At 40.4% G+C, this 22,125-nt stretch carries 22 protein-coding genes; 15 read left to right on the forward strand and 7 right to left on the reverse strand.

Annotated elements, in window-relative coordinates:
• The first annotated feature begins 24 nt into the window (after positions 1 to 24).
• The 4 genes from AACV33_RS15585 to nanQ all read left to right on the forward strand — a co-directional run bounded on the left by AACV33_RS15585 (position 25) and on the right by nanQ (position 3,740).
• Positions 25 to 762, forward strand: coding sequence for an N-acetylmannosamine-6-phosphate 2-epimerase (locus tag AACV33_RS15585; protein ID WP_065611440.1), 738 nt, complete (start codon positions 25 to 27; stop codon positions 760 to 762).
• Entirely contained in the window at positions 759 to 1,634 is an 876-nt protein-coding gene (locus tag AACV33_RS15590; RefSeq protein WP_023603690.1) for an N-acetylmannosamine kinase, read from the forward strand. Before AACV33_RS15585 ends, AACV33_RS15590 begins: the two co-directional genes overlap by 4 nt.
• A 61-nt stretch (positions 1,635 to 1,695) precedes the next feature.
• Entirely contained in the window at positions 1,696 to 3,213 is a 1,518-nt protein-coding gene (locus tag AACV33_RS15595; RefSeq protein WP_182699412.1) for a sodium:solute symporter, read from the forward strand.
• Between the two features lie 56 nt (positions 3,214 to 3,269).
• Positions 3,270 to 3,740: an N-acetylneuraminate anomerase gene (nanQ, locus tag AACV33_RS15600; RefSeq protein WP_017023048.1), complete on the forward strand. Its 471-nt coding sequence runs from the start codon at positions 3,270 to 3,272 to the stop codon at positions 3,738 to 3,740.
• A 71-nt stretch (positions 3,741 to 3,811) separates the two neighbouring features.
• On the opposite strand, the gene AACV33_RS15605 is transcribed toward nanQ, so the two are convergent.
• Together AACV33_RS15605 and tsaA are read right to left on the reverse strand one after the other, a co-directional pair.
• On the reverse strand, positions 3,812 to 5,527 hold the full coding sequence (locus tag AACV33_RS15605; protein ID WP_017023049.1) for a proline--tRNA ligase: 1,716 nt from the start codon (positions 5,525 to 5,527) through the stop codon (positions 3,812 to 3,814).
• A gap of 146 nt (positions 5,528 to 5,673) precedes the next feature.
• Positions 5,674 to 6,372, reverse strand: coding sequence for a tRNA (N6-threonylcarbamoyladenosine(37)-N6)-methyltransferase TrmO (tsaA, locus tag AACV33_RS15610; RefSeq protein WP_065611432.1), 699 nt, complete (start codon positions 6,370 to 6,372; stop codon positions 5,674 to 5,676).
• A 143-nt stretch (positions 6,373 to 6,515) separates the two neighbouring features.
• Between tsaA and AACV33_RS15615 the strand changes: the two genes are divergently transcribed.
• Both AACV33_RS15615 and ykgO read left to right on the forward strand, forming a co-directional pair.
• Positions 6,516 to 6,773: a type B 50S ribosomal protein L31 gene (locus tag AACV33_RS15615; protein WP_012549673.1), complete on the forward strand. Its 258-nt coding sequence runs from the start codon at positions 6,516 to 6,518 to the stop codon at positions 6,771 to 6,773.
• Entirely contained in the window at positions 6,773 to 6,910 is a 138-nt protein-coding gene (ykgO, locus tag AACV33_RS15620; RefSeq protein ID WP_012549672.1) for a type B 50S ribosomal protein L36, read from the forward strand. Before AACV33_RS15615 ends, ykgO begins: the two co-directional genes overlap by 1 nt.
• A 62-nt stretch (positions 6,911 to 6,972) precedes the next feature.
• Here ykgO and AACV33_RS15625 read toward each other — a convergent pair whose 3' ends face one another.
• The 3 genes from AACV33_RS15625 to metN are packed head-to-tail and all read right to left on the reverse strand — an operon-like array spanning position 6,973 to position 9,528.
• Entirely contained in the window at positions 6,973 to 7,782 is an 810-nt protein-coding gene (locus AACV33_RS15625; protein ID WP_017023051.1) for a MetQ/NlpA family lipoprotein, read from the reverse strand.
• Between the two features lie 44 nt (positions 7,783 to 7,826).
• Positions 7,827 to 8,504: a methionine ABC transporter permease gene (locus tag AACV33_RS15630; RefSeq protein ID WP_023603674.1), complete on the reverse strand. Its 678-nt coding sequence runs from the start codon at positions 8,502 to 8,504 to the stop codon at positions 7,827 to 7,829.
• Positions 8,494 to 9,528 (reverse strand): methionine ABC transporter ATP-binding protein MetN, encoded by a 1,035-nt coding sequence (gene metN, locus AACV33_RS15635; RefSeq protein WP_012549669.1) that lies wholly within the window; start codon positions 9,526 to 9,528, stop codon positions 8,494 to 8,496. Before metN ends, AACV33_RS15630 begins: the two co-directional genes overlap by 11 nt.
• Before the next feature lie 253 nt (positions 9,529 to 9,781).
• Between metN and gmhB the strand changes: the two genes are divergently transcribed.
• From gmhB to AACV33_RS15660, 5 genes are all read left to right on the forward strand, one after another.
• On the forward strand, positions 9,782 to 10,333 hold the full coding sequence (gmhB, locus tag AACV33_RS15640; protein ID WP_017023052.1) for a D-glycero-beta-D-manno-heptose 1,7-bisphosphate 7-phosphatase: 552 nt from the start codon (positions 9,782 to 9,784) through the stop codon (positions 10,331 to 10,333).
• 279 nt (positions 10,334 to 10,612) lie between these two features.
• Positions 10,613 to 11,026 carry a hypothetical protein gene (locus AACV33_RS15645; protein WP_017023053.1) on the forward strand — a complete coding sequence of 138 codons (414 nt, stop codon included), beginning with the start codon at positions 10,613 to 10,615 and terminating at the stop codon, positions 11,024 to 11,026.
• Between the two features lie 106 nt (positions 11,027 to 11,132).
• Positions 11,133 to 13,724 carry a hypothetical protein gene (locus AACV33_RS15650; protein ID WP_182699413.1) on the forward strand — a complete coding sequence of 864 codons (2,592 nt, stop codon included), beginning with the start codon at positions 11,133 to 11,135 and terminating at the stop codon, positions 13,722 to 13,724.
• Between the two features lie 17 nt (positions 13,725 to 13,741).
• On the forward strand, positions 13,742 to 14,497 hold the full coding sequence (locus AACV33_RS15655; RefSeq protein ID WP_182699414.1) for an ADP-ribosyltransferase: 756 nt from the start codon (positions 13,742 to 13,744) through the stop codon (positions 14,495 to 14,497).
• Positions 14,498 to 14,521: 24 nt separating this feature from the next.
• On the forward strand, positions 14,522 to 15,298 hold the full coding sequence (locus AACV33_RS15660; RefSeq protein ID WP_182699415.1) for an ADP-ribosyltransferase: 777 nt from the start codon (positions 14,522 to 14,524) through the stop codon (positions 15,296 to 15,298).
• A gap of 141 nt (positions 15,299 to 15,439) precedes the next feature.
• Here the strand turns inward: AACV33_RS15660 and AACV33_RS15665 are convergent, their stop codons facing one another.
• Both AACV33_RS15665 and AACV33_RS15670 read right to left on the reverse strand, forming a co-directional pair.
• Positions 15,440 to 16,060, reverse strand: a complete 621-nt coding sequence (locus tag AACV33_RS15665) for an ADP-ribosyltransferase (RefSeq protein ID WP_182699416.1) — start codon at positions 16,058 to 16,060, stop codon at positions 15,440 to 15,442.
• Between the two features lie 272 nt (positions 16,061 to 16,332).
• On the reverse strand, positions 16,333 to 17,211 hold the full coding sequence (locus tag AACV33_RS15670; RefSeq protein WP_017023058.1) for a LysR family transcriptional regulator: 879 nt from the start codon (positions 17,209 to 17,211) through the stop codon (positions 16,333 to 16,335).
• A gap of 168 nt (positions 17,212 to 17,379) precedes the next feature.
• Between AACV33_RS15670 and AACV33_RS15675 the strand changes: the two genes are divergently transcribed.
• The 4 genes from AACV33_RS15675 (at position 17,380) to AACV33_RS15690 (ending at position 22,032) form a co-directional block, all read left to right on the forward strand.
• On the forward strand, positions 17,380 to 17,763 hold the full coding sequence (locus AACV33_RS15675; protein WP_012549661.1) for a RidA family protein: 384 nt from the start codon (positions 17,380 to 17,382) through the stop codon (positions 17,761 to 17,763).
• 86 nt (positions 17,764 to 17,849) lie between these two features.
• Positions 17,850 to 19,313, forward strand: a complete 1,464-nt coding sequence (locus tag AACV33_RS15680; protein WP_182699417.1) for an aldehyde dehydrogenase family protein — start codon at positions 17,850 to 17,852, stop codon at positions 19,311 to 19,313.
• A gap of 56 nt (positions 19,314 to 19,369) precedes the next feature.
• Positions 19,370 to 20,359, forward strand: coding sequence for a membrane dipeptidase (locus tag AACV33_RS15685; RefSeq protein ID WP_023603667.1), 990 nt, complete (start codon positions 19,370 to 19,372; stop codon positions 20,357 to 20,359).
• Between the two features lie 98 nt (positions 20,360 to 20,457).
• Positions 20,458 to 22,032 carry a BCCT family transporter gene (locus AACV33_RS15690; protein WP_023603666.1) on the forward strand — a complete coding sequence of 525 codons (1,575 nt, stop codon included), beginning with the start codon at positions 20,458 to 20,460 and terminating at the stop codon, positions 22,030 to 22,032.
• Positions 22,033 to 22,125 lie beyond the last annotated feature (93 nt).

Raw genomic sequence — 22,125 nt, forward strand, 5'->3', positions numbered from 1 at the left:
AATATATATTGGAGCAATACTATTATGTTGTTGCTAGATTTGGAGTTTGGCTTTATGGAAAGCAATATCAACAAAACATTGAATGCATTATCACAAGGTTTCGTTTCATCATGCCAACCTGTGGATGGTGGTGCGATGGACACCCCTGACATTATTGCTGCCATGGCAATCGCAAGCGTTGAAGGCGGAGCTGTTGGCTTAAGAATTGAAGGCATTGATAATTTAAAAGCGGTGAGACCTCATGTCTCTGTACCTATTATTGGTATTGTTAAACGAGACTTAATGGATTCAGAGGTACGAATTACCCCTTTTATAGAAGATGTAATCGCATTAAAAGAAGCGGGGGCTGACATTATTGCTATTGATGCAACTCATCGACCTCGTCCAGTATCCGTTGAAGAGTTAGTTAGCAAAATTCAAAGCTTAGGTTGCTTGGTCATGGCTGATTCTTCTACTTATGCTGAAGGGATGTTTTGCCATGAGCTCGGCGTTGAAATTATTGGCACGACATTGTCTGGTTACACGACATCAGTGATACCAAAAGAACCTGATTTCCAGCTGATAGATCACTTAGCGAGTAAAGGGTGTTTTGTGATGGCTGAAGGTCGATTCAATTCACCATTACTCGCACGCCAAGCTATAGAAGCGGGGGCGTCTTGTGTCACCGTTGGTTCTGCCATTACTCGTATTGAGCATATTTGTGAGTGGTTTAAATCTGAAGTTGAACTGGGTAAATCAAACGTGGTTAAGGATATTGCATGAAATCGTGCCTAGCCGTCGACATTGGTGGAACTAAAATTGCGGCAGCGATTGTTCAATCTGGAAAAGTTCTGCGCCGTCATCAAATATCAACGCCATCATCCAGTGATCCTAAAAATATGGATAAGGCGCTAGAACACTTATTAATGCCATTTTTAAATGAAGTATCTACGATTGCGGTTGCCTCTACAGGGATTATTAATGACGGCGTACTTACGGCGTTAAACCCCCAAAATCTTGGTGGATTAAATAACTACCCACTTCAATCGGTGATAGAAAACATCACAAAAAAAACAACGGTTGTGATTAATGATGCGCAAGCCGCCGCGTGGGCTGAGTATCAAACTCTTGAATTGAACAATATCAACATGGCATTTATTACGGTATCGACTGGCGTAGGTGCTGGGGTCGTTATTAATAATGAATTATTGATTGGCGCAAATGGAATTGCAGGCCACGCAGGACACACGCTTGCGGATCCTAATGGACCAATATGTGGTTGTGGCCGGAGGGGATGCGTAGAAAGCATCGCCTCTGGAACCGCCATTGGCCATGCCGGAAAACCATTTTTTGGTGACACTTGTGATGGTGAAACCGTGTTTACACATTTCGCACAAAAAAATAATAACGCGGAAGAAATCGTGAATACCTCAGCAAAGGTAATTGCCAACCTGATTGCTGATTTAAAAATGGTGTTAGACATCGAACTTGTCACTTTGGGTGGCAGTGTTGGTCTTGCTCCGAATTACTTACAACGAGTACAACATTATTTAGCACAACAACCCATTGCTTATCAAACCAAAGTTCAATCTGCACTGTGTGGCGCGGACGCTGGATTAATAGGTGTGGCTGATTGGGCGAATAAAATGCGTTAAAGAACAACCTCTAAAATAATAATAATTTAACCCTACATAAAATTATACAAGGTACAATCTAATGGAAGCACATTCATTTGGTACACTAAACTACATCGCGCTCTTTGTTTATCTTGGGGCGATTATGGGGGTGGGTGTCTATTTTGCTCGTCGCCAAAAGTCAGCGGATGACTACTTTAAAGCTGGGGGGCGTATCCCCGGTTGGGCCGCAGGATTCAGTGTTTTTGCAACAACCCTCAGTTCGATAACGTTTATGTCTATTCCAGCAAAAGCATACACCAGTGATTGGACATTTTTAATAGGGCAATACGTTGCTATTGCTATTCTTCCTATCGTTTTTTGGTTTTACATCCCTTTCTTTCGTAAATTAAATTTAACCTCTGTATACGAATACTTAGAAAGACGTTTTGATGTGAAGATGCGCTTATTTGGCAGTATTTCTTTTATGCTTTTTCATATTGGCCGAATAGCAATCGTTACTTATCTAACCGCATTAGCGCTAATGCCATTTATTGATATTAGCCCATTGATGATTGTGTTTTTAATTGGTGTTCTTTGTATTATTTATACGTTCTTAGGGGGCATTGAAGGGGTCATTTGGACTGATGTAATTCAAGGCATCATGTTATCTGTTGCGGCTATTTTTATCTTTGTGGTGGTTTGTTTTAATGTTGATGGCGGTATTGTTGAAGTATTCAGTATGTCAAATCAAGCGAATAAATATTTTCCCGCGGAACAATTTAGTTGGAGTTGGACAGAGAGCACAATCCCTGTATTAATGATTGGGTTCTTCTTTGCTTCTTTACAACAGTTCACGGCAAGCCAAGATGTGGTTCAACGTTATATCGTGACAGAGAATATTGAAGAAACGAAGAAAGCATTGATTACTAATGCCAAGTTAGTGGCGTGTGTTCCTGTCTTCTTCTTTGCTGTGGGGAGTGCGTTATTTGCTTATTACACTCAAAATCCTGAGTTGCTTCCTGCGGATTTTAATACCGGAGGGATCTTACCTTTCTATATTATTTCTCAAATGCCGGTTGGTATTGCGGGTTTAATTATTGCCGCTATTTTCGCCGCATCACAATCAAGTATCTCAAGCAGCTTAAACAGTATTGCGGCGTGTTTTACTTCTGATATTTATGAAAAACTCAGTAATAACCCGACCTCAGAGCAAAAACTAAAAGTAGGTCGGATTTTAACGGTTATTGCGGGGATCTTAGGGGTAATTGCGTCAACGTACTTAATTATGTCGAATGAAAGTGAAATATGGGATGCCTTTAATAGTTTACTTGGTTTAATGGGGGGGCCTATGACAGGACTCTTTATGCTTGGTATCTTTTTCCGTAGATCAAATGCGAACAGTGCTTTATTAGGCGTCATTGCAAGTATTGTTACGGTACTGTGGGTTCGTTCAGCAACCGATTTAAACTTCTTCTTCTATGGTGTTATTGGTACGTTGGTAGTCGTGATTGTGGGTTATTTCACCGCGCCTCTTTTCAAAAATGATTTAAGCTCTGACGAAATTGATGAGTTAAGTGCAGTAAAAGAAAAGAAATCAACACAAGCCGCTAAAGCGTAATTTTATTATTTATCTGAGCCTTTATTTTATTGTAGAGGCTCTTCTAAGGATTGTTTATGATTTATGGTCATATTGAACATCAAGCAACAAATCAGTATTTACCGCCAGTTATTCAGCAATGTTTAATGTATTTAAATGAGACGGATTTAGCGCGATTAACAACGGGAAAACACATCATTGATGGTGAGCGTATTTTTGCTAATGTGATGGAGTTTGATACGGGATTTGCGAATGACAAACAAGCGGAAGTGCATAAGGAATATATTGATGTTCAATGCTTAATTCATGGGGAAGAGCGAATTCAATATTCGTTGGAAAATGAAGTAAACCCAATAGCTAAAGCATACGATGAAGAGAACGATTTTTATTTAGTAGAGAGCATGCATCAGTGTAATGAAGTGATTATGCACCCAAAGATGTTTGCGATTTTCTTTCCTGAAGAACCTCATAAACCGGGCTGCTTAGTCGAACAATCGATGGCAATTAAAAAAATAGTCATTAAGGTACATCGCAGCTTACTCAGTTAATTTATCTGATTTAATGCATAAAAAAAGCTAAGTCATACGACTTAGCTTTTTGTGTTTGATGAAGCGTCGAATTAACTTAGTTGTGCTTTAATGTGCTCAACAATGTTTGCAATTTCGATGACTTCTTTGCTGTTTGCACGACGGTTCTTATATTCAAAGTTACCTTCGTCCATGCTGCGATCACCGATCACTACAGTATGTGGAATACCGATAAGTTCGATGTCTTTGAACATAACACCAGGGCGTTCTTTACGATCATCAAATAGAACGTCGATGCCCATCGCTGTTAATTCTGCATACAGTTTTTCTGCTGCTTCTTTAACGCGATCAGATTTGTACATGTTCATAGGAACGATAGCAACCGTAAATGGTGCAAGTGCTTCTGGCCATACAATGCCGTATTCGTCATTGTTTTGCTCGATAGCAGATGCAACAACACGTGAAACACCTATACCGTAACAACCCATCTCAAGGATAGAGTTTTTACCGTTAGCATCAAGTACACCACAGTTCATTGCTTCTGAGTAGGCTGTACCTAATTGGAAGATATGACCGACTTCGATACCGCGTTTCAGTTGTAGAGTACCTTGACCACATGGGCTTAGATCGCCTTCAACAACGTTACGTAGATCTTCAACTTGACCAAGCTGTACATCACGATCCCAGTTCACACCAAAGAAGTGCTTACCATCGATGTTTGCGCCTGTACCAAAGTCACTCATTACCGCAACAGAGCGGTCAACGATGAATGGCAGTTCTAGGCCAACAGGACCAAGAGAACCTGCACCAGCACTGATTAGATCACGAAGTTGTGCTTCGTCAGCCATCTCTAGTGGAGATAAAACTTGTGGAAGGTTTTCAGCTTTAACTTCGTTAAGTTCGTGATCACCACGGATGATAAGTGCAATGATATCAGCATCAACTTCATCAGATGCTTTAACAAACAATGTTTTCACTGTTTTTTCAATTGCGATACCGTGTTGCTCTACCAATTCTGCAATTGTTTTTGCGTTTGGTGTATCAACCGTTGTCATCTCTTGAGTAGGAGCAGCACGTTCAGTTGTTGGTGCTAGCGCTTCTGCTTTTTCGATGTTTGCTGCGTAATCTGATTCTGTAGAGAATGCGATCAAATCTTCGCCGCTTTCTGCAAGTACGTGGAACTCTTGAGAACCACTGCCGCCGATAGCGCCAGAGTCAGCCAATACTGGACGGTACTCAAGACCCATGCGGTCGAATGCTCTACAGTAAGCATCGTGCATTGCATCGTATGACTTTTGTAGACCGTCTTTATCGATGTCAAAGCTGTACGCATCCATCATGCAGAATTCACGTGCGCGCATTACGCCAAAGCGTGGACGACGTTCATCACGGAACTTTGTTTGAATTTGGTACAAGTTTAGCGGAAGCTGCTTGTAAGAATTCACTTCGTTACGCACAAGGCTAGTGATAACTTCTTCAGCCGTTGGGCTAAGTACAAATGGACGAGCATGACGGTCAGTAAAACGAAGCAGTTCAGGCCCCATCTTTTCAGAACGGCCAGTTTCTTCCCAAAGCTCAAACGGCTGAACTACGGGCATCAACGTTTCGATTGCACCTGCATTGTCGATCTCTTGACGAACGATATTTTCGACTTTACGCAATACACGTAGACCAGTCGGTAGCCAAGTATATAAACCTGAAGCTAGACGACGGATCATACCTGCACGTAGCATGAGCTGGTGGCTCACTACTTCTGCGTCGTTTGGAGTCTCCTTCAGTGTTGAAAGAAGGTATTTGCTAGTGCGCATGTTTTCATCCATTTGTTAGTTATGAATATTGGAATAGCTCGATTTAAACAGTTAAACCGAGAGTTCAATTTTAGTAAGAGTATGTTCTTTAAGAATGGGCTCAAATCTAAAATTAAGCCCTCTATGATATCAGCCTAAAAGCGATCTCAAAAGCGATCAATTGCAGTTACCGTGATGGAATTGCTGTCAACGGTGAATTTCACGTTCAAATCAAACAAATTTACCGCATATTCCTTAGTATCCGCTTTGCCTTTTTTATAGGCTGGGCGGGGATCTTGTCCAAGTACTTCTTTTATCACGGCTTCAATGTGTGATTTTTGAGGGTGTGATGCGAGTGATTTTTGTGCCTCAATCGATAAGTACACGTTGAGAACATCGGGTTCTTTTTCTGCAAATCCCCCCAACGCAGTAGGGATTGAATCGGAATAAGGGATGTAGGGTTTGATGTCGATAATCGGTGTGCTATCTACCAAATCAACGCTGCCTAATTCTAAATAAGTTTGATTACCTTCTTGAACAACGCCTTTTAACTCGACGGCTGACATTCCAATACCATTGGGACGAAAGGTCGCTCGTGAAGCAAAAACTCCAATGCGTTCGTTTCCACCTAATCGTGGTGGGCGAACCGTTGGCCTCCATCCCGCATCTAAGTTTTGGTCAAATAAGAATAAGAGCCATAAATGAGAGAACTGCTCAATCCCACGCACCGCTTCTGGTGAATTTGCATCTCCCACCAATTTTAGGCGAGATGTCGCGCTAGGTGCTAAGCGAGGTTGACGAGGAACCGCAAACTTTTCTTTATAAGGCGATTGAATAAAACCAACAGGATCGATGTGATAAGTCATTTATGTAAGCTCAACGGTGAATATGGATAAATTTTATCATAACTAATGAATCGTCACTTTTTTACTTTATATGATAATAGTTCGCAATTGCTAATTGTTATGTTATAACATAACAATTGATGGCAATTTATAGGGAGAGAAAAATGAAAGAAGGCATTCATCCAACATACAGAAAGGTTCTTTTTCACGATACGAGTGTTAATAAATATTTTCTTATCGGGTCAACATTACAAACAGACAGAACGATGAAATGGGAAGATGGAAAGGAATACCCTTACATGACATTGGATATCTCTTCTGAATCACACCCATTTTATACGGGTGAACAAAGAGTGGTTTCTACGGAAGGACGAGTTGCAAACTTCAATCGTCGATTTGGTGCATTAAAAGGTAAGGTATAATGAAAGTATTAAGCTCATTGAAAAGTGCTAAATCGCGACATAAAGACTGTCAAATCGTAAAGCGAAAGGGGCGAGTCTTTGTTATTTGTAAAACAAACCCTCGATTTAAAGCGGTTCAAGGAAAGAAGAAAAAGTAAGACATAAAAAAAGGTTGGCAGTGATGCCAACCTTTTTAGGTTTGATTACGTTAAAAGAGGGGTTACCAACCTTTAACTACGCCACCTTTAAATGTTTTTAGAGCGGCTTGGTAAACTTCTTCTGATTGGTAAGCTTTAACAAAAGTCTTTACGTTTTCAGTGTTTACGTTATCAGTACGACCAACAATTAAGTTTACGTATGGAGAGTCTTTATCTTCAACAAAGATGCCGTCTTTTTCCGGTGTAAGGTTTAGGCTACTTGCGTAAGTTGTGTTGATTACAGACAGTGCCACATCATCAAGAGAACGAGGAAGTTGTGCCGCATCTAGCTCAACAATTGTGATGTTTTTAGGGTTAGCGGTAATATCACGAACCGTTGCAGCAAGACCTGAACCGTCACGTAATGTGATTAGACCTTGCTCTTGAAGAAGAAGAAGAGAACGGCCAAGGTTAGTTGGATCGTTTGGTACCGCAATACGTGCACCATCTTCAATTTGGTCAACAGCAGTTACTTGCTTAGAGTAACCAGCAATTGGGTAAACAAATGAATTACCAGCAACTTCAATTTTGTAACCACGGTCAGCGACTTGTTGATCTAAATATGGTTTGTGTTGGAATGCGTTCAAGTCAATTGAACCATCATCTAATGCTGCGTTTGGTGTTACGTAATCGGTAAATGTCACTAACTCAACATCAAGACCGTATTGCTCTTTTGCTACTTTTGCTGCAACTTCAGCGACTTGTGCTTCAGCACCTGCCATTACACCTACTTTAATTAGGTTTGTGTTTGTTTCTTCTTGGCCACAACCAGTAAGAATAAGCGTTGATGCTAGACCCGCTACTGCTGCCAGTTTTTTTATGTTCAATACCATTATTTACTCCTTAAAAATGAATTCCATTTAAATTTTAAATTAGATTAACGGTGATCAACTTTTTTAACTAAGTTATCACCAATTGATTGAATGATTTGAACCAAAACAATCAACATAACAACGGTCACAGCCATGATGGTTAAATCATAACGGTGGAAACCATAACGAATCGCTACATCACCTAACCCGCCGCCGCCAACTGTTCCAGCCATTGCTGAGTAGCTAACGAGGGTAACCAGAGTGATAGTTACTGAGTTCACTATCATAGGCAAAGCTTCAGGAAGCAATACCTTAGTTATAATTTGAAGAGGAGTTGCGCCCATTGATTGTGCGGCTTCAACTAACCCACTTGGTACTTCAATTAATGCGCCTTCCACTAAACGAGCAACAAAAGGAATTGCCCCGATGGTTAATGGAACGATGGCTGCCGTGGTACCAATAAAGCTGCCCACAATAAGCTTAGTCACCGGAATGATAGCAACCATGAGTACCAAGAAAGGCACAGAACGTCCCATATTTACAACAGCGCCAAGGATGCTATTGAACGCTGGGTTTTCCATTAATCCACCTTTTTTGGTGATATGCAAAATAACACCCAGTGGAATACCAATAGCAAAACCGACAATACCAGCAACAGAAACCATGTACAGAGTTTCGCCAGTCGCGTTCAATAATAGCTTGCTGTTTAAATCAAGCCATGCGGAAATCACATCAAACGACATAACCTAACACCTCTACTTTTACATGATGATTACGTAAGAATTCAATCGCTTGTTTTGTTGACTCTTGGTTACCGAAAAACTCAGCAAGCATTAGGCCAAATTTAACGCCGCCAGCGTAATCAATATCAGAGCTTAAAATACTGATATCAATATTGAATTCACGAGATATTTGACTGATAACCGGTGCATTCACCGTTGCGCCAGTAAACTCTAAACGGATCAGAGGGTAACTGCCTTCGACATAAGTATCGTGTAGACGCGTTTTAAAATCGTCAGGAATTGATAAATCTAATGTCGCTCGAATGAATTCTTGAGCTAAAACGGTTTTAGGGTGGGCAAAAATATCACTCACAATGCCTTTCTCAACCAATTCACCATCACCGATGATCGCGACTTCATGACAGATGTTTTTTACCACTTCCATTTCATGAGTAATAATTAAGATAGTGATGCTTAATTTACGATTTAGATCTTTAATCAGTTCTAGAATTGATTTCGTTGTCGCAGGATCAAGCGCACTGGTTGCTTCATCACATAACAATACTTTTGGATCGGTTGAAAGCGCACGAGCAATCGCCACACGTTGTTTTTGACCACCGCTTAAATTAGCAGGGTAAGTGTGGTGTTTGTCTGACAGTCCGACGAGATCTAATAAGTCATTCACTTTCTTATTAATCTCTTGTTTTGATTTTCCTGCAAGCTCTAAAGGTAAAGCTACATTTTCAAATACAGTGCGAGAAGACAAAAGATTAAAGTGCTGAAAGATCATCCCAATATTACGACGAGCCTTGCTTAATTCACTTGACGACAGTTTAGTTAAATCAACACCATCCACAATGACTTCGCCATTGGTTGGTTTTTCTAACATGTTTACACAGCGTATCAGTGTGCTTTTCCCTGCACCTGATGAACCAATAACACCGAAGATGGTGCCTTGGGCAATATGAAGGTTAATATCTTTAAGGGCATTAATTTCCTTTGCACCTTGATAAAAGACCTTATTGACGCGGTTTATTTCAATCATGATTCGCCTTGAACTGAACTGCTAAGCAATTGGAATTTAAATAACGTTACACAAAAGTTCACAATGTTGCAAAAGTTGAGCTATATCGCATTTTAAATTATTTTTTAATGTAAGACGATGCTATTTCGAATGGATAATTAAGTCAATAGATATTTTTACGTCTAGACGGCTAAACGTATAAATAAGATGCTAATCATTTAAAAGCGTGAGATAATTTTGTCATTAAGAGATTCGACAATTAGAGGGTTTTACCTTGTCTAAACCAGCAATATTTATTGATAGAGATGGCGTGATTAACGTTGATCGTGGCTACGTTCATAAGCGTGATGACTTTGAATACATTGATGGTGTGTTCGATGCTGTTAAGATATGCAAAGACATGGGCTACTTACTTGTATTAGTGACCAATCAATCAGGCATTGCACGTGGTATCTTTACTGAAGAGCAGTTTGAAACATTAACTGAATGGATGGATTGGAACTTTGCTGAGCATGACATCGATTTTGATGGCATTTACTATTGTCCACATCACCCTGAAGCGACAGTAGAACAGTACAAAGAAGAGTGTGATTGTCGTAAACCAAATCCTGGTATGTTCATGTCAGCTCAAAGCTTCTTAGATATCGACATGGAAAAATCTGTGATGATCGGTGATAAGAAAGAAGACATGATGGCAGCTCAAGCGGCTGGCGTTGGTACACGTATTCTTGTTCGTACAGGTAAACCTGTAACAGAAGAAGGCGAAGCATTAGCAACAACGGTACTTGATAGTATTGCGGATGTGCCTAAGTTTCTGTTTGCTTAATTAATACCGATACAATGAAATTTCAGACGCCTATAGAGAAATCTATAGGCGTTTTTTTTGATCTTTATTGGAACAAAGGTCAAGTAATTGATTTATTAATAGTTAAATTTTATAAAATTACAACTGATTGATTACTCTCGGCATTTAATTTTATTTTTCGACGTTAACTCATCAAAATGGTGAATGTCTTACAAGCTATTGAGACTTCGGCTTATTGATGAATACATCTAATTGATATAAGTTCTCATTTTCATTTAGAGCAAGTTTAACGGAGTTACTATGAAAACGAGTACACTTATTGGCTTAGTTGCCTTTTCTACCTCAATCTCTGCTTTTGCAAACGCTATTGTCTTTCCTGATTCTGAAAATAATGCGAGAACAAAAACCGAGATTGTTTTTCCTAAAGATAAAACGCCAGTACCATTGGTTGGTGGATATCAAATTGAAAATGGAATATTAACGTCAAGAACATACAATTGCGGTATTAATATTAGCGATCTTGATATCGAAGCTAAATTGCAATGGAATGGTGCAACACCACAGTTGCTCATTGTTGGTGAGTATCCAAGCTCTATGTGCCGAGCAGGATTTACTGGCCCACTGTCAGTGGATTTAGCAGAATTTATTCATCGCATACCTGCACATGTCCTAGATAGATTAGTTGTTGCTAATCATTCCCCTCTAGATTTATAAGCCCCTTTTTTCGTTTTTAATTCACTCAATAAGCTTGAAGTCCATTTTCTAGTTTTCTAGTTTGCTTATTGAGTGTTTTTTCAAAAATATAAGAATAATTAATAATATGAAATTAAATAATTTGATGCTTGTTTGTTCCTTGTTCTCAACGGGCGCTTCCGCTTTAGAACTGTGCCGGGTAGGCGATGAAATCAACGTTCTTGATAAAGAGTCGTTTAATAATTTAAGTAAGAAAAATTACCGTTCTTTTAGTGATGAAATTATGCCAGAGGATCTTTTCCCAAAAGTACCAGACCATTTCTCAAGTTTAAAACCGAATCTAAGCGAAGCCACCCACGTTTACAGCGACACTTCTTCTTTACTCGAAACCGGCCCTGCGAGCTCTTTTGCTGTAGAAACAGAAGAAGCTTCGCGCTTATTGTCTACTATTGGACGATCTGCATCTGAAGCAGGCAGTGCTGCACTTGAGGCGTTAGGACCAATTGGAGAAGCTGCTGCAGTAGGCCTTTGGGCGCGTGATGTCGCGGATACATTTGAAGATGAATCTCGGACATCCTACGATCGTTTTGCAACCGTTATGGGTTTAGTGGATTGGTTTGGGGTTCTCAAACTTCCTGAGCGTGCTGTTGATCGTTACATTATTAGTAATCGTTGGGACAGCATGGCTTCTGGTAATCATTACAGTTTTACTATTCATGATGATATTGTGACGCAGCAAGATTTAAGGGATAAGAAACACTGGGCGGAATTGGCGAGTAATCAGCACAAAACTCTTGAATCAATAGTAAAAAGCTATGCTTCTGATGTTGCATTAAAATACCAACTGCATTATCAAGAAACGGTCAAGGCACAAGCATTACTTGCCAATGAATTGATAAGTGCTGTAGATCAGGAATTGGAAAAGACACTTCATTTTCAATTAGGAATAAATAAAGAGGGGTCACGATTATTCTCGTCTGATATAGCAAGTACGTGCCGAACAGAAACTGACGCTTTATTTGCTATTTATCCTAACCAACAAGAAAATAATAATCGTCCACCTTCGGTTCCTTCCGCCCGTGTCGCAAATCGTACATTAGCCGCGCTGCAACATTGTCAGCAATACATTCTTGATCAAGCGGTGACTAAGCTGGATGAAATACGTAATGGGCAGTTGAATGGTTTGAACCATCTTGCGCTAACTCAACTTTATACACGTACATTGAACGCAAAGAAGAAGATTGCTGAAACGGCCGATAATCATGTTCGTATTACGAGTATGAAATTACAAAACTCAATGAAAAATGATGGTTTAGCGCTAATTAATCGGCTTTTTGATTCGGGTTCGGTAGAAAAAGCGAATGCGTTTTTTAAAGAGCAAGCAAGTCGCTATGCGGTTGATGAGATGGCGAGAAGTTTGCTGTATCGACCTGCAACGTCAAGAGAGCTTTCCTCTAAGGTTTTAGTACTGCAAGAGACCTATAAGTACTGTTCTAGTGTTGGTGTTTTAGCGGGAGACCCTAATTTTAGGGGGTGTCTAAAATATACGTGGGAGCCAGCAGAAACACGTCGATTTGACTCTTCTCAAGATGATGTGACTAGCCAAATAAAAATGCCGTTACGTGAAACGTATTACGAGGTATTTGCTACCAGGCTTAACCTATTGATTAAAGAGGGTTGGAATTCAGAAATTGAAGAACAATGGCTTGAGCAACAAATTCTCGATTATTCAGAACAACAAAATCAGATGGTTCAGAGCCGAGAAAATAAAGCTGAAATCTATCGTTGGTTGTTTGATTCACACGCCCAACTGGGGAGTGAATGCATAGGTGAGCGAGAATGTTCAGGATGGAGTTCGTCATATTTAGCCAAAGAAAATCTGTCTCGAACTTCTTCTCTTGCTCATATTGCTCGTTGGTTGGCGGATTACTCGGGTCGAGGAGCGTACATTCATCGTAAACGATTGGAAAAACTGGATGAATTAATTAAACCCGCTTTAGAAAGCGATTGGAAAGCCACGCAAGGCAGTCAGTTTTATAGTTACGCTTATCCGAGCAGTTTTGATATGGAAAAATACGCGCCATTGATTGCCTCTGCATTGAAAAACTCAACCCTTGATGTGACTAATTTATCGGGTAATGCACTCCCATTAGCAAAAGGGATTGTAAAATCGCGTTTGATTGAAGCGGTTGAATTAGGTGAACAAAATGGGCCTGATTGGTTACTTTCTCAGGTTGGTGACTTTCAACGTTATGCCGCAATTGTTCATTCACAACATACCAGTGTTGGGCGTCACGCTCCTGAAATGGAAGAAACCCCCGTTTTATTTTCAGAGATGCTGCCTGCTTATATTTTACGTTATTTAGTGTCTGATTTAATTCCAGACAGTTACGATGCTCGTTTGGTTAATTCTATTAATGCTTTGTATGACCCTTCTTCAGAGTTAGGCCAAAAGATCACACAACTTGTAGACGTCAATCAAACACTTAATGACCGTTCAAATAGAACGTGTGACATCAACTTTATGCCCCTAAAAGAAACCTTACTTGCTATTTCAGGTGATGAATCATTGTATTGGCTATCACCTATATCGAGTTGGTTGGATAATTTAACGCGTCAACAATTAACGAGCCAGGCGGTGATTGGATGGGGATCGAGAAAACAAACTGAGTTTGGGATTGAATGTGGTATCAGTCCCAATAGCCTCTCTTACCAATAATCTCAGGAGAATAGGCAATGAAAAAATATATTCTTTTGATTTTATGGGCGTGGGCAGCGTTTACCTTTGCGTCTCCTTTTGAGGTTTTCAAACAACCCACTCGTTCGAAAGAGGCCATAACGGAACTTTCTGAAGGGTTTAAGGACTGGTCTAAAAGTAATGCCAATTGGAAATCTAAATTATTAAGCAATGCAGAAGCGGAAGCTTTGGAAGATTTTTCTATATCAGGGTACCGGACGGCCAATCAATATTTACATGCGGCTGAAACGAAATCGTGGGGTTCATCGGGTAGAGAGATCAAAGGTTTTGTTCGTACATTGAAATCTGGGTTAAACAAAATGCCAGAGTATCGTGGCACAACTTATCGAGGTACATGGTCAAATAAAGCGATGATAGAACAGCTAGAGGTAGGCGATGTTATGTATGAATCAGGCTTTTTGTCTACCTCTGTTATACCTGAAGTTGCTCGACGTTTTGCCGTTGTGCCTCCTAATTCAGGTAATCGCACAGTAAGGGCTCTTTTTCATATTGAGACAAATCGACGCAGTTTTTCAATTGCATCCATTTCAGACTATAGCTCAGAGGCCGAAGTGGTTATTTCTCCGAACAGTTATTTCAAGGTGACAGGTATTGAACGAGGCGCTCTTAATAATTACATCTCATTAGAAACGGTGTCGCCAAGATCGGTTCGTATGGGAAGCGATCGACTGTTCAATTTATATTCAGGTGAGCAGCTGCCTCCTTCTCGTTGGCAGCAGATGTTCTGTCGTTAATTCATTAATTTAGGAAATATACGAATGTTTAAAATTGTGGTAGTTATCCTTTTTACGTTTATGTCATTTTTAGTGCAATCCGAAGATTTCGCAGAGTTTAAAGGAAGGGAATTGACTTTCTTTGAAGAAGAGAAAATTGCAGAAAATCTAATGGATTGGGTAGAGGTTCACCATATTAAGGCTGCAAAAAAATTACTCCCAAATGAGTACTCGGCTATGAAAGCGTATGGCAGAGTTGATCATGATGTCATTAATACATTTGTACGAACAGGAGAACCAACGGACTTTTCGACGCCATGGATATATGAAAGTGTCAAAGGAAAGGTAGATAGCTTACGAGGGGCTCTTAATAAACTCCCGAATTATCGGGGAACGGTATATCGAGGATCTTCAATCAAAGATAGCTTGTTAGAAAAACTCAATGTTGGTGATATTTTGCATGAGAAAGCCTTTCTATCAACGAGTACAAACCCTGGTTTTGCGAGAAATTTTTCTGCTTCAGCAACGAATGAAGAAGTCTCTCTTTCTGCTGCTCAATTTAAAATTGATTTAAAATCGTCAGGTAGGGCTATTAACAATTACACCTTTAAGCCTGATGAAGCTGAAATTCTGGTTAAACCCAATACGTATTTTCAGGTAGAAGCGATTGAACGACATTCGATAGAATACAACTTCATTAAATTAAAGGAGATAAAAAATCCTGGACGTCATTTGAGTATCGAACCTGATGTTGTTATTTATGACAGTTTTAGTGGCGATGAAATATCCTTACGTGCCCGTTCATCTCTTTTCTGTATTTAAAAATAAAGGTCTCCTAATTATGAGGAGACCTATTTTTATTTAATGGAATAAATAAGTTTATGGCTATTAATAGTTAATTTAAAATATTGTGGTATATATATTATGGATTTTGTCATTTACTACTGATGGATTGTTTTTATTTTAAAACAGACATGCTTCTGATGCTGATATATTTTCTCCAGTGTGCATGTCTTTAATTGGTCGTTCTCCGATATCGTTTAAACTAATTTCTCTATATATAACGTGATTCCCTTCCTGAGTGATGTTAATAGCCGTTACCTCAAATGTACTATTCCTATTAATCAACACTTCTAGTTCATCCATTCTAATATTTGGCATAACAATCGCCGCGTCGCCTTCTTTTAATTCAAACTTTGAGGTTTGCCCTTTGTAAAAGGCTTGAGACGATCTTGCTGATACCGAGGTTGAAACATAACTACTAGGACTAACGATATCACCGACACTAATTAAACCCTCACTATAAGCCATTAATGTTGATTCACCACGATACACATCCCCTGAATACTTTACACCTTGTTGAAATGCAGAATCAATATGAGTAATGAGTTCGGAGGTTTCTTCAGTATTGTTACTGGTAATTAACGCTTTTCTAATTGCTTGATAGTCAGCGTCTTGGTAGCGTTTAAGTGCATCCGTTTCTTCAAAAGATAACACATATTCTTGCTCCATTGATGAAGATTGAAGTTCTGAAAATAATTGGTAATAACTATCGATGCTTTCTTCGGTGAAAGGGTCTTCCATTTTTTTTAATATGTCGGTTATCTCCGTGTTGGTGTAGTAATTATGGTCATAATTAAGTCCGGCTAAACTTATTGATGGAAATATTGAAAAAGTTAAAAGGCTGATTGAAAAAATAATTCTATATAATATTATCATCTTATATTTACGGTAATGGGTTGTGACTATTATTATGGGTAGTTATTTATAAAATATAACCATGAAAAATGAATATTGTGATCTTATTCACTTAATAATATATTTGGTTGTCTCTATTATATATAAATAATAAATTGTTATTTATAATTTAAATATTGAATGCAAAGATCATAAAACTGCTGTGCTTGTGGCGAAATAGTCCTGTCAGCGAGTTGAAATATACCAATTTGTCGCTCTAATGGAGGATCGATAAGAGGGATCCACACTAAACGAGTCTCATTGGTTGGGAAGGCTAATTTTGGAAGTGTGGTTATTCCTATTCCTAATTCTAATATTGAAAATAAGGAGGTAATGTTTTCAACAGAATATAAAGCTTGCTCACTGAGTACTCGAGCTGGCGTCGAGTTAAGCAATGTACAAGTTCCGTTTCTAATGAAAGTTTGTTCAAGTAATGTTTTCCATTCAATCCCTTCAGGATGAGTGGCGATAGGATTGTCTTTTAAGCAGACAACACCAATAGGATCGCTTATCAACGGGGTAAAGTGAATGGCTTTTTCTTCCAATTGTGAATAATTTCCTAGCGCTAAATCGACCTCTCCAGACAGTAAGCGAGCTTCTACACCTGCGGCATTGTCATCAATTAGGCTGACTTCTACGTTAGGGTATTTTTCACTGAATGCGCCTAGCACACTTGGGATTAATTTTGCGGCAACAGAAGGAACGCTGGCAATTCGAACTCGCCCTTGTTGTCCTGCGGCATCCGCACGTAAATCATTCGTGAGTCGGTCATAGACGTCTAAAAACTGAGTTATTTTTGGAAAACAAATTTCCCCAAAAGGCGTTAGTTTTGATTTGTTTCCGGCTTCAAATAAAGGTTGTTCTAAAATTCGTTCGAGTTCTTTAATTGAGGTTGATAGTGCGGCTTGCGATCGATTTGCACGGCCAGAGGCGGCACGAAACCCGCCTTCTTCTACGACTAAAGTAAAATGTTTTAATTGTTGTAATTTAATGCTCATTTTATCGACCGCCTTGTTAGCCCTTTATTTATCGAACTCTCACTAAAGTGATAAGTTTTTCTTATCGAACGTAAGAAATTTACCGTTAGATTTATCATCTGTCAATGTGCAATATTTAACCGTATTGAAACATTGTGATTACATGACGAATGAGAGCGTGAGACTAAAATGAAAAAGCATTCAGTAAAAACCGATTTATTTGCCTCTAAAGCGCCTCTTGAGTGGGCAATTGTTAACAACGGCACGCTATATACGGCTCAAATTCCGATTGATCAATCAGGCGCGGTCGTTGAGGGAGGGATTGAAGCTCAAACTCACCAAACGTTTAAAAACTTAGTACACACTTTGGAATGTGCAGGAGAGTCGTTAGATTCTGTACTTCAGGTACTGATTTATGTGACTGACAGAGCGTACTTAGCAACCGTAAATAAAGTGTACGCAGAATACTTTAATGCCCCTTATCCAAACCGTGCAGCAATGATTGTTGCGGGGTTAGCTCGCGAAGAAATGTTGGTTGAATTTGTTGTGTATGCAGCGGTTGAACCAAAATAGCGGGAAAGTAGTTTTGATTAAATTTGTATAAACATCATTTATTGCCAGACTTAAAGGCAGTGGATCTCAGAGACAAGGAAAGCAGCATGACAGTTCAAGCACAAAATATCTCAGCAGAAAAATCGTTGTACATCGGCGGAGAATGGCAATCGGGCATCAGTACGATTGCGAACATTAACCCATCAGATATTAGCCAACATTTAGGTCATTTTGCTCAAGCCAGTGAAAGCCAAGTTCAAGATGCGATTTCAGCGGCCAAAAAAGCACAGCCTGAGTGGGAAAGAACACCACTAGAGCGTAAGCAAGCCGTATTACAAGCGATTGGTGATGAGTTAATTGCACGTTGTGATGAATTAGGCCGTTTACTTTCGAGTGAAGAAGGTAAGCCTTTTATGGAAGGTCGTGGTGAGATTTATCGTGCGGGTCAGTTCTTCCAATATTTTGCTGCTGAAGTGTTACGTCAAATCGGAGACAGTGCCGATTCTGTAAGACCGGGTGTTTCTGTTGAAGTGACGCGTGAAGCTGTTGGGGTGATTGCGGTTATTTCGCCTTGGAATTTCCCAACCGCAACCGCTGCTTGGAAAATTGCACCAGCATTGGCATTTGGTAATAGCGTCATTTGGAAGCCTGCAAATCTAACACCTGCAAGTGCCGTGGCATTAACTGAAATTATTCACCGTCAAGGTTTACCAGAAGGGACGTTCAATCTGGTGTTAGGCAATGGTTCTCAAGTAGGTAACGCACTGATTAACTCAAAAGAGATAAACGGTGTGAGCTTTACGGGCTCTGTTGATACTGGTCGTAAAGTAGCAACAGCAACCGCTCCAAACTTTGTGCGTTGTCAGTTAGAAATGGGCAGTAAAAATGCACTCGTTATTGCAGATGATGCCGATATTAACATTGCGGTTGAAGCCACCATTGCCGGATCGTTTTCAGGGGCGGGTCAGAAATGTACCGCGTCATCTCGTTTGGTTGTTATGGATGGCATTCATGATGCGTACGTTGAAGCGTTAATCAAACGAATGAGCCAACTTAAAGTGGGGCATGCATTGGAAGAGGGCGTATTCATGGGACCGGTAGTTGATGGTAATCAATTGGATGCGAACTTTGGTTGGATGGAAAACGCACGTCAAAGTGGCGCAGAATTGGCGTTTGGTGGTGAGCGTTTAAGTCTTGAGCATGAAGGCTATTACATGTCTCCAACGCTGTTTATTAATACCAATAATAAATGGGAAATGAACCAAGAAGAAGTGTTTGCACCAATGGCAAGTGTGATCCGAGTGGCTGATTTAGAAGAGGCTATCGCCACCACCAATGACACGCGTTTTGGGTTAACTGGCGGTATTATCACACAAAGTTTACGTACCAGTTCGTTGTTTAAACAACAAGCTCAAACAGGGTGTGTCATGGTCAACTTACCAACCGCAGGTACGGATTATCATGTTCCATTTGGTGGTCGTAAAGAATCAAGCTTTGGCCCTCGAGAGCAAGGTCAATACGCAAAAGAATTTTATACCGTAGTGAAAACCGCTTACCAACGTCCTTATTAAAATGGATGGACAATCTACGTAAATAGATGAAACCGAAATGAAATAAGGAGTGCATTATGTATCAGCAACGGATTGTGATTGATGGATTGCAGTACTGCAATTGGGATCGCGAATATTTTCAAACCTTAAAAGCCAGTGGCATTACGGCGGTTCATGCCACCATGGTGTACCACGAAAATGCACGTGACACGTTAAGTCGCTTTGCTGAATGGAACTTACGTTTTGAGCAGAATGCGGATCTCATTATGCCAGTGCACTCTATGGCTGATATTGACGTAGCGAAAGCAGAAGGCAAGGTGGGTATTTTCTTTGGTGCTCAAAACTGCTCTCCGATTGATGATGAAATTGGTTTAGTGGAAGTGATGCGTCAGCAAGGGTTGCTCATCATGCAATTGACGTATAACAACCAAAGTTTATTGGCGACTGGGTGTTATGAGAAAAATGACACGGGCATTACTCGGTTTGGTCAGCAAGTCATTGAAGAGATGAACCGAGTTGGAATGGTGGTCGACATGTCACACAGTGCAGAGCGATCGACGCTTGAAGCGATTGCTCTCTCTTCACGTCCAATCTGTATTAGTCATGCTAACCCTACGTTTGCTCATGATGCATTGCGTAACAAATCGGATACGGTGATCAAAGCATTGGCAGAGCGTGGTGGACTGTTAGGTTTTAGCTTATATCCCTTCCATCTTCCCAATGGCAGTGAGTGTACGTTAGATGATTTCTGCCAAATGGTGGCAAAAACGGCGGATATGGTTGGTATTGATCATTTAGGGATCGGCAGTGATTTGTGCTTAAACCAACCACAAGAAGTATTGGAATGGATGCGTAATGGTCGTTGGTCAAAAGCGATGAATTATGGAGAGGGGTCCGCCAGTAATTCAGGATGGCCCGATGCACTCCCATGGTTTTGTGGCAGTGCCGGAATGGAAAATATCTACAACGGATTAATGCGTCATGGATTCAGTGAATCTGAGGCCGGAAAAGTACTGGGTGAAAACTGGTTTAACTTTTTAAAACAAGGACTAGAGCCTATTTCGTAAAACGAAACCCATACATGGAGCACCTACTCAATACAACAATAATAGGGTAGGTAGCAAGCACACCTTTGCAGCTGCAAATTGAATACTGGAGCCAGAGTATGTCTGATGTAACCGATAACATGAAAAGTTCAAGCAAGAATTCGTCAATAAAAGAGAATGAATCCACGGCAGAAAAACTGGGGCTTGATAACCCCGCCTTATGGTATAGCGGTGGTTTTATCGCTTTATTTGTCTCACTTGCGTTAGTGAATGCTGAATTACTGTCGACCATTGTTAATAGTGGATTTGCATGGGCGGTGAGTGTCTTTGGTCCTTATTGGCAAATATTATTATTACTGACATTCCTTATTGGTTTAGGGTTGGCGGCAGGACGTACCGGTCGAGTTATTTTGGGGGGGATCGATAAACCTGAAATGGACGGATTCCGCTGGATGGCGATCATCTTTTGTACTTTATTGGCGGGGGGAGGCGTATTCTGGGCCGCTGCTGAGCCGATAGCTCATTTTGTTAGTGCACCACCGTTATATGGCGCGCAAGAGAACGTACAGCAAGCGGCGGTTAATGCGTTATCACAATCTTTTATGCATTGGGGATTCTTAGCATGGGCAATCGTGGGGAGCTTAACGTCCATTGTTGTTATGCATCTTCATTATGATAAAGGGTTACCGCTTAAACCGAGAATTTTACTTTATCCTCTCTTTGGTAAACGCGTACTGACTGGCCACACCGGTGCATTGATTGATGCGTGTTGTATTGTGGCGGTTGCGGCAGGGACAATTGGTCCGATTGGTTTCTTAGGTCTACAGGTGAGCTATGCGTTAAACGCTCTGTTTGATATACCAGATGGTTTTACCACACAGCTCATCATCATATTATTCGCGATCGCTCTATACACGATTTCTGCGTTAAGTGGTTTGAATCGAGGCATGCAAATGCTTAGCCGTTATAACGTTATTTTAGCGTCAGCATTGATGGTTTATGTGCTTATTTTTGGTCCAACTAACTTTATCGTCAATGGCTACATCCAAGGGGTGGGCAGCATGATTGATAATTTCATTCCGATGGCAACTTATCGTGGTGATGAAGGCTGGTTAAGTTGGTGGACGGTCTTTTTCTGGGGATGGTTCTTAGGGTACGGACCAATGATGGCGATCTTTATTGCTCGTATATCACGCGGTCGCAGTATTCGCCAATTGATCTCTACCATTAGTATTATTGCACCGCTTGTGACGTGCTTTTGGTTCACGATAGTTGGTGGCTCAGGGTTGGCTTTTGAAATTGCAAATCCAGGCAGTGTGAGCTCGGCTTTTGAAGGGTTTAACTTACCGGGGGCTTTATTGGCCGTGACCTCTCAATTGCCAATGCCAATGGTAACGTCAATCCTATTTCTAATTTTAACCACCATCTTTATTGTGACCACGGGGGACTCAATGACGTACACCATCAGTGTGGTTATCAGTGGAGAAACAGAGCCAAATGCCATTATCAGAACCTTTTGGGGCGTGATGATGGGAGTTACGGCGTTAATCCTTATCTCTCTTGGATCTGGTGGTATATCAGCATTGCAATCCTTTATTGTCATTACCGCTGTTCCTGTCTCTTTAATCTTGTTGCCCTCACTTTGGGATGCACCACGGATCGCCATGAAGATGGCAAAAGAACAAGGGTTGTAAACCCATCTAATAACGTGAAGCAAGAGCGGTGTTTGCCGCTCAACTTGGCTCTAATAATGAACTAAATTCTAATAAAAGAGCCCCTATCAATAC

Origin of the sequence: Aliivibrio sp. SR45-2 (genome assembly GCF_963890165.1) — a bacterium.
Classification (GTDB): domain Bacteria; phylum Pseudomonadota; class Gammaproteobacteria; order Enterobacterales; family Vibrionaceae; genus Aliivibrio; species Aliivibrio salmonicida.

What these genes read in the sequence shown, in the direction of transcription:
- AACV33_RS15585 (WP_065611440.1), top strand. Translation starts at nt 25, where the DNA reads ATGTTGTTGCTAGATTTGGAGTTTGGCTTTATGGAAAGCAATATCAAC.
- AACV33_RS15590 (WP_023603690.1), top strand. Translation starts at nt 759, where the DNA reads ATGAAATCGTGCCTAGCCGTCGACATTGGTGGAACTAAAATTGCGGCA.
- AACV33_RS15595 (WP_182699412.1), top strand. Translation starts at nt 1,696, where the DNA reads ATGGAAGCACATTCATTTGGTACACTAAACTACATCGCGCTCTTTGTT.
- nanQ (WP_017023048.1), top strand. Translation starts at nt 3,270, where the DNA reads ATGATTTATGGTCATATTGAACATCAAGCAACAAATCAGTATTTACCG.
- AACV33_RS15605 (WP_017023049.1), bottom strand. Translation starts at nt 5,527, where the DNA reads ATGCGCACTAGCAAATACCTTCTTTCAACACTGAAGGAGACTCCAAAC.
- tsaA (WP_065611432.1), bottom strand. Translation starts at nt 6,372, where the DNA reads ATGACTTATCACATCGATCCTGTTGGTTTTATTCAATCGCCTTATAAA.
- AACV33_RS15615 (WP_012549673.1), top strand. Translation starts at nt 6,516, where the DNA reads ATGAAAGAAGGCATTCATCCAACATACAGAAAGGTTCTTTTTCACGAT.
- ykgO (WP_012549672.1), top strand. Translation starts at nt 6,773, where the DNA reads ATGAAAGTATTAAGCTCATTGAAAAGTGCTAAATCGCGACATAAAGAC.
- AACV33_RS15625 (WP_017023051.1), bottom strand. Translation starts at nt 7,782, where the DNA reads ATGGTATTGAACATAAAAAAACTGGCAGCAGTAGCGGGTCTAGCATCA.
- AACV33_RS15630 (WP_023603674.1), bottom strand. Translation starts at nt 8,504, where the DNA reads ATGTCGTTTGATGTGATTTCCGCATGGCTTGATTTAAACAGCAAGCTA.
- metN (WP_012549669.1), bottom strand. Translation starts at nt 9,528, where the DNA reads ATGATTGAAATAAACCGCGTCAATAAGGTCTTTTATCAAGGTGCAAAG.
- AACV33_RS15645 (WP_017023053.1), top strand. Translation starts at nt 10,613, where the DNA reads ATGAAAACGAGTACACTTATTGGCTTAGTTGCCTTTTCTACCTCAATC.
- AACV33_RS15650 (WP_182699413.1), top strand. Translation starts at nt 11,133, where the DNA reads ATGAAATTAAATAATTTGATGCTTGTTTGTTCCTTGTTCTCAACGGGC.
- AACV33_RS15655 (WP_182699414.1), top strand. Translation starts at nt 13,742, where the DNA reads ATGAAAAAATATATTCTTTTGATTTTATGGGCGTGGGCAGCGTTTACC.
- AACV33_RS15660 (WP_182699415.1), top strand. Translation starts at nt 14,522, where the DNA reads ATGTTTAAAATTGTGGTAGTTATCCTTTTTACGTTTATGTCATTTTTA.
- AACV33_RS15665 (WP_182699416.1), bottom strand. Translation starts at nt 16,060, where the DNA reads ATGGAAGACCCTTTCACCGAAGAAAGCATCGATAGTTATTACCAATTA.
- AACV33_RS15670 (WP_017023058.1), bottom strand. Translation starts at nt 17,211, where the DNA reads ATGAGCATTAAATTACAACAATTAAAACATTTTACTTTAGTCGTAGAA.
- AACV33_RS15675 (WP_012549661.1), top strand. Translation starts at nt 17,380, where the DNA reads ATGAAAAAGCATTCAGTAAAAACCGATTTATTTGCCTCTAAAGCGCCT.
- AACV33_RS15680 (WP_182699417.1), top strand. Translation starts at nt 17,850, where the DNA reads ATGACAGTTCAAGCACAAAATATCTCAGCAGAAAAATCGTTGTACATC.
- AACV33_RS15685 (WP_023603667.1), top strand. Translation starts at nt 19,370, where the DNA reads ATGTATCAGCAACGGATTGTGATTGATGGATTGCAGTACTGCAATTGG.
- AACV33_RS15690 (WP_023603666.1), top strand. Translation starts at nt 20,458, where the DNA reads ATGTCTGATGTAACCGATAACATGAAAAGTTCAAGCAAGAATTCGTCA.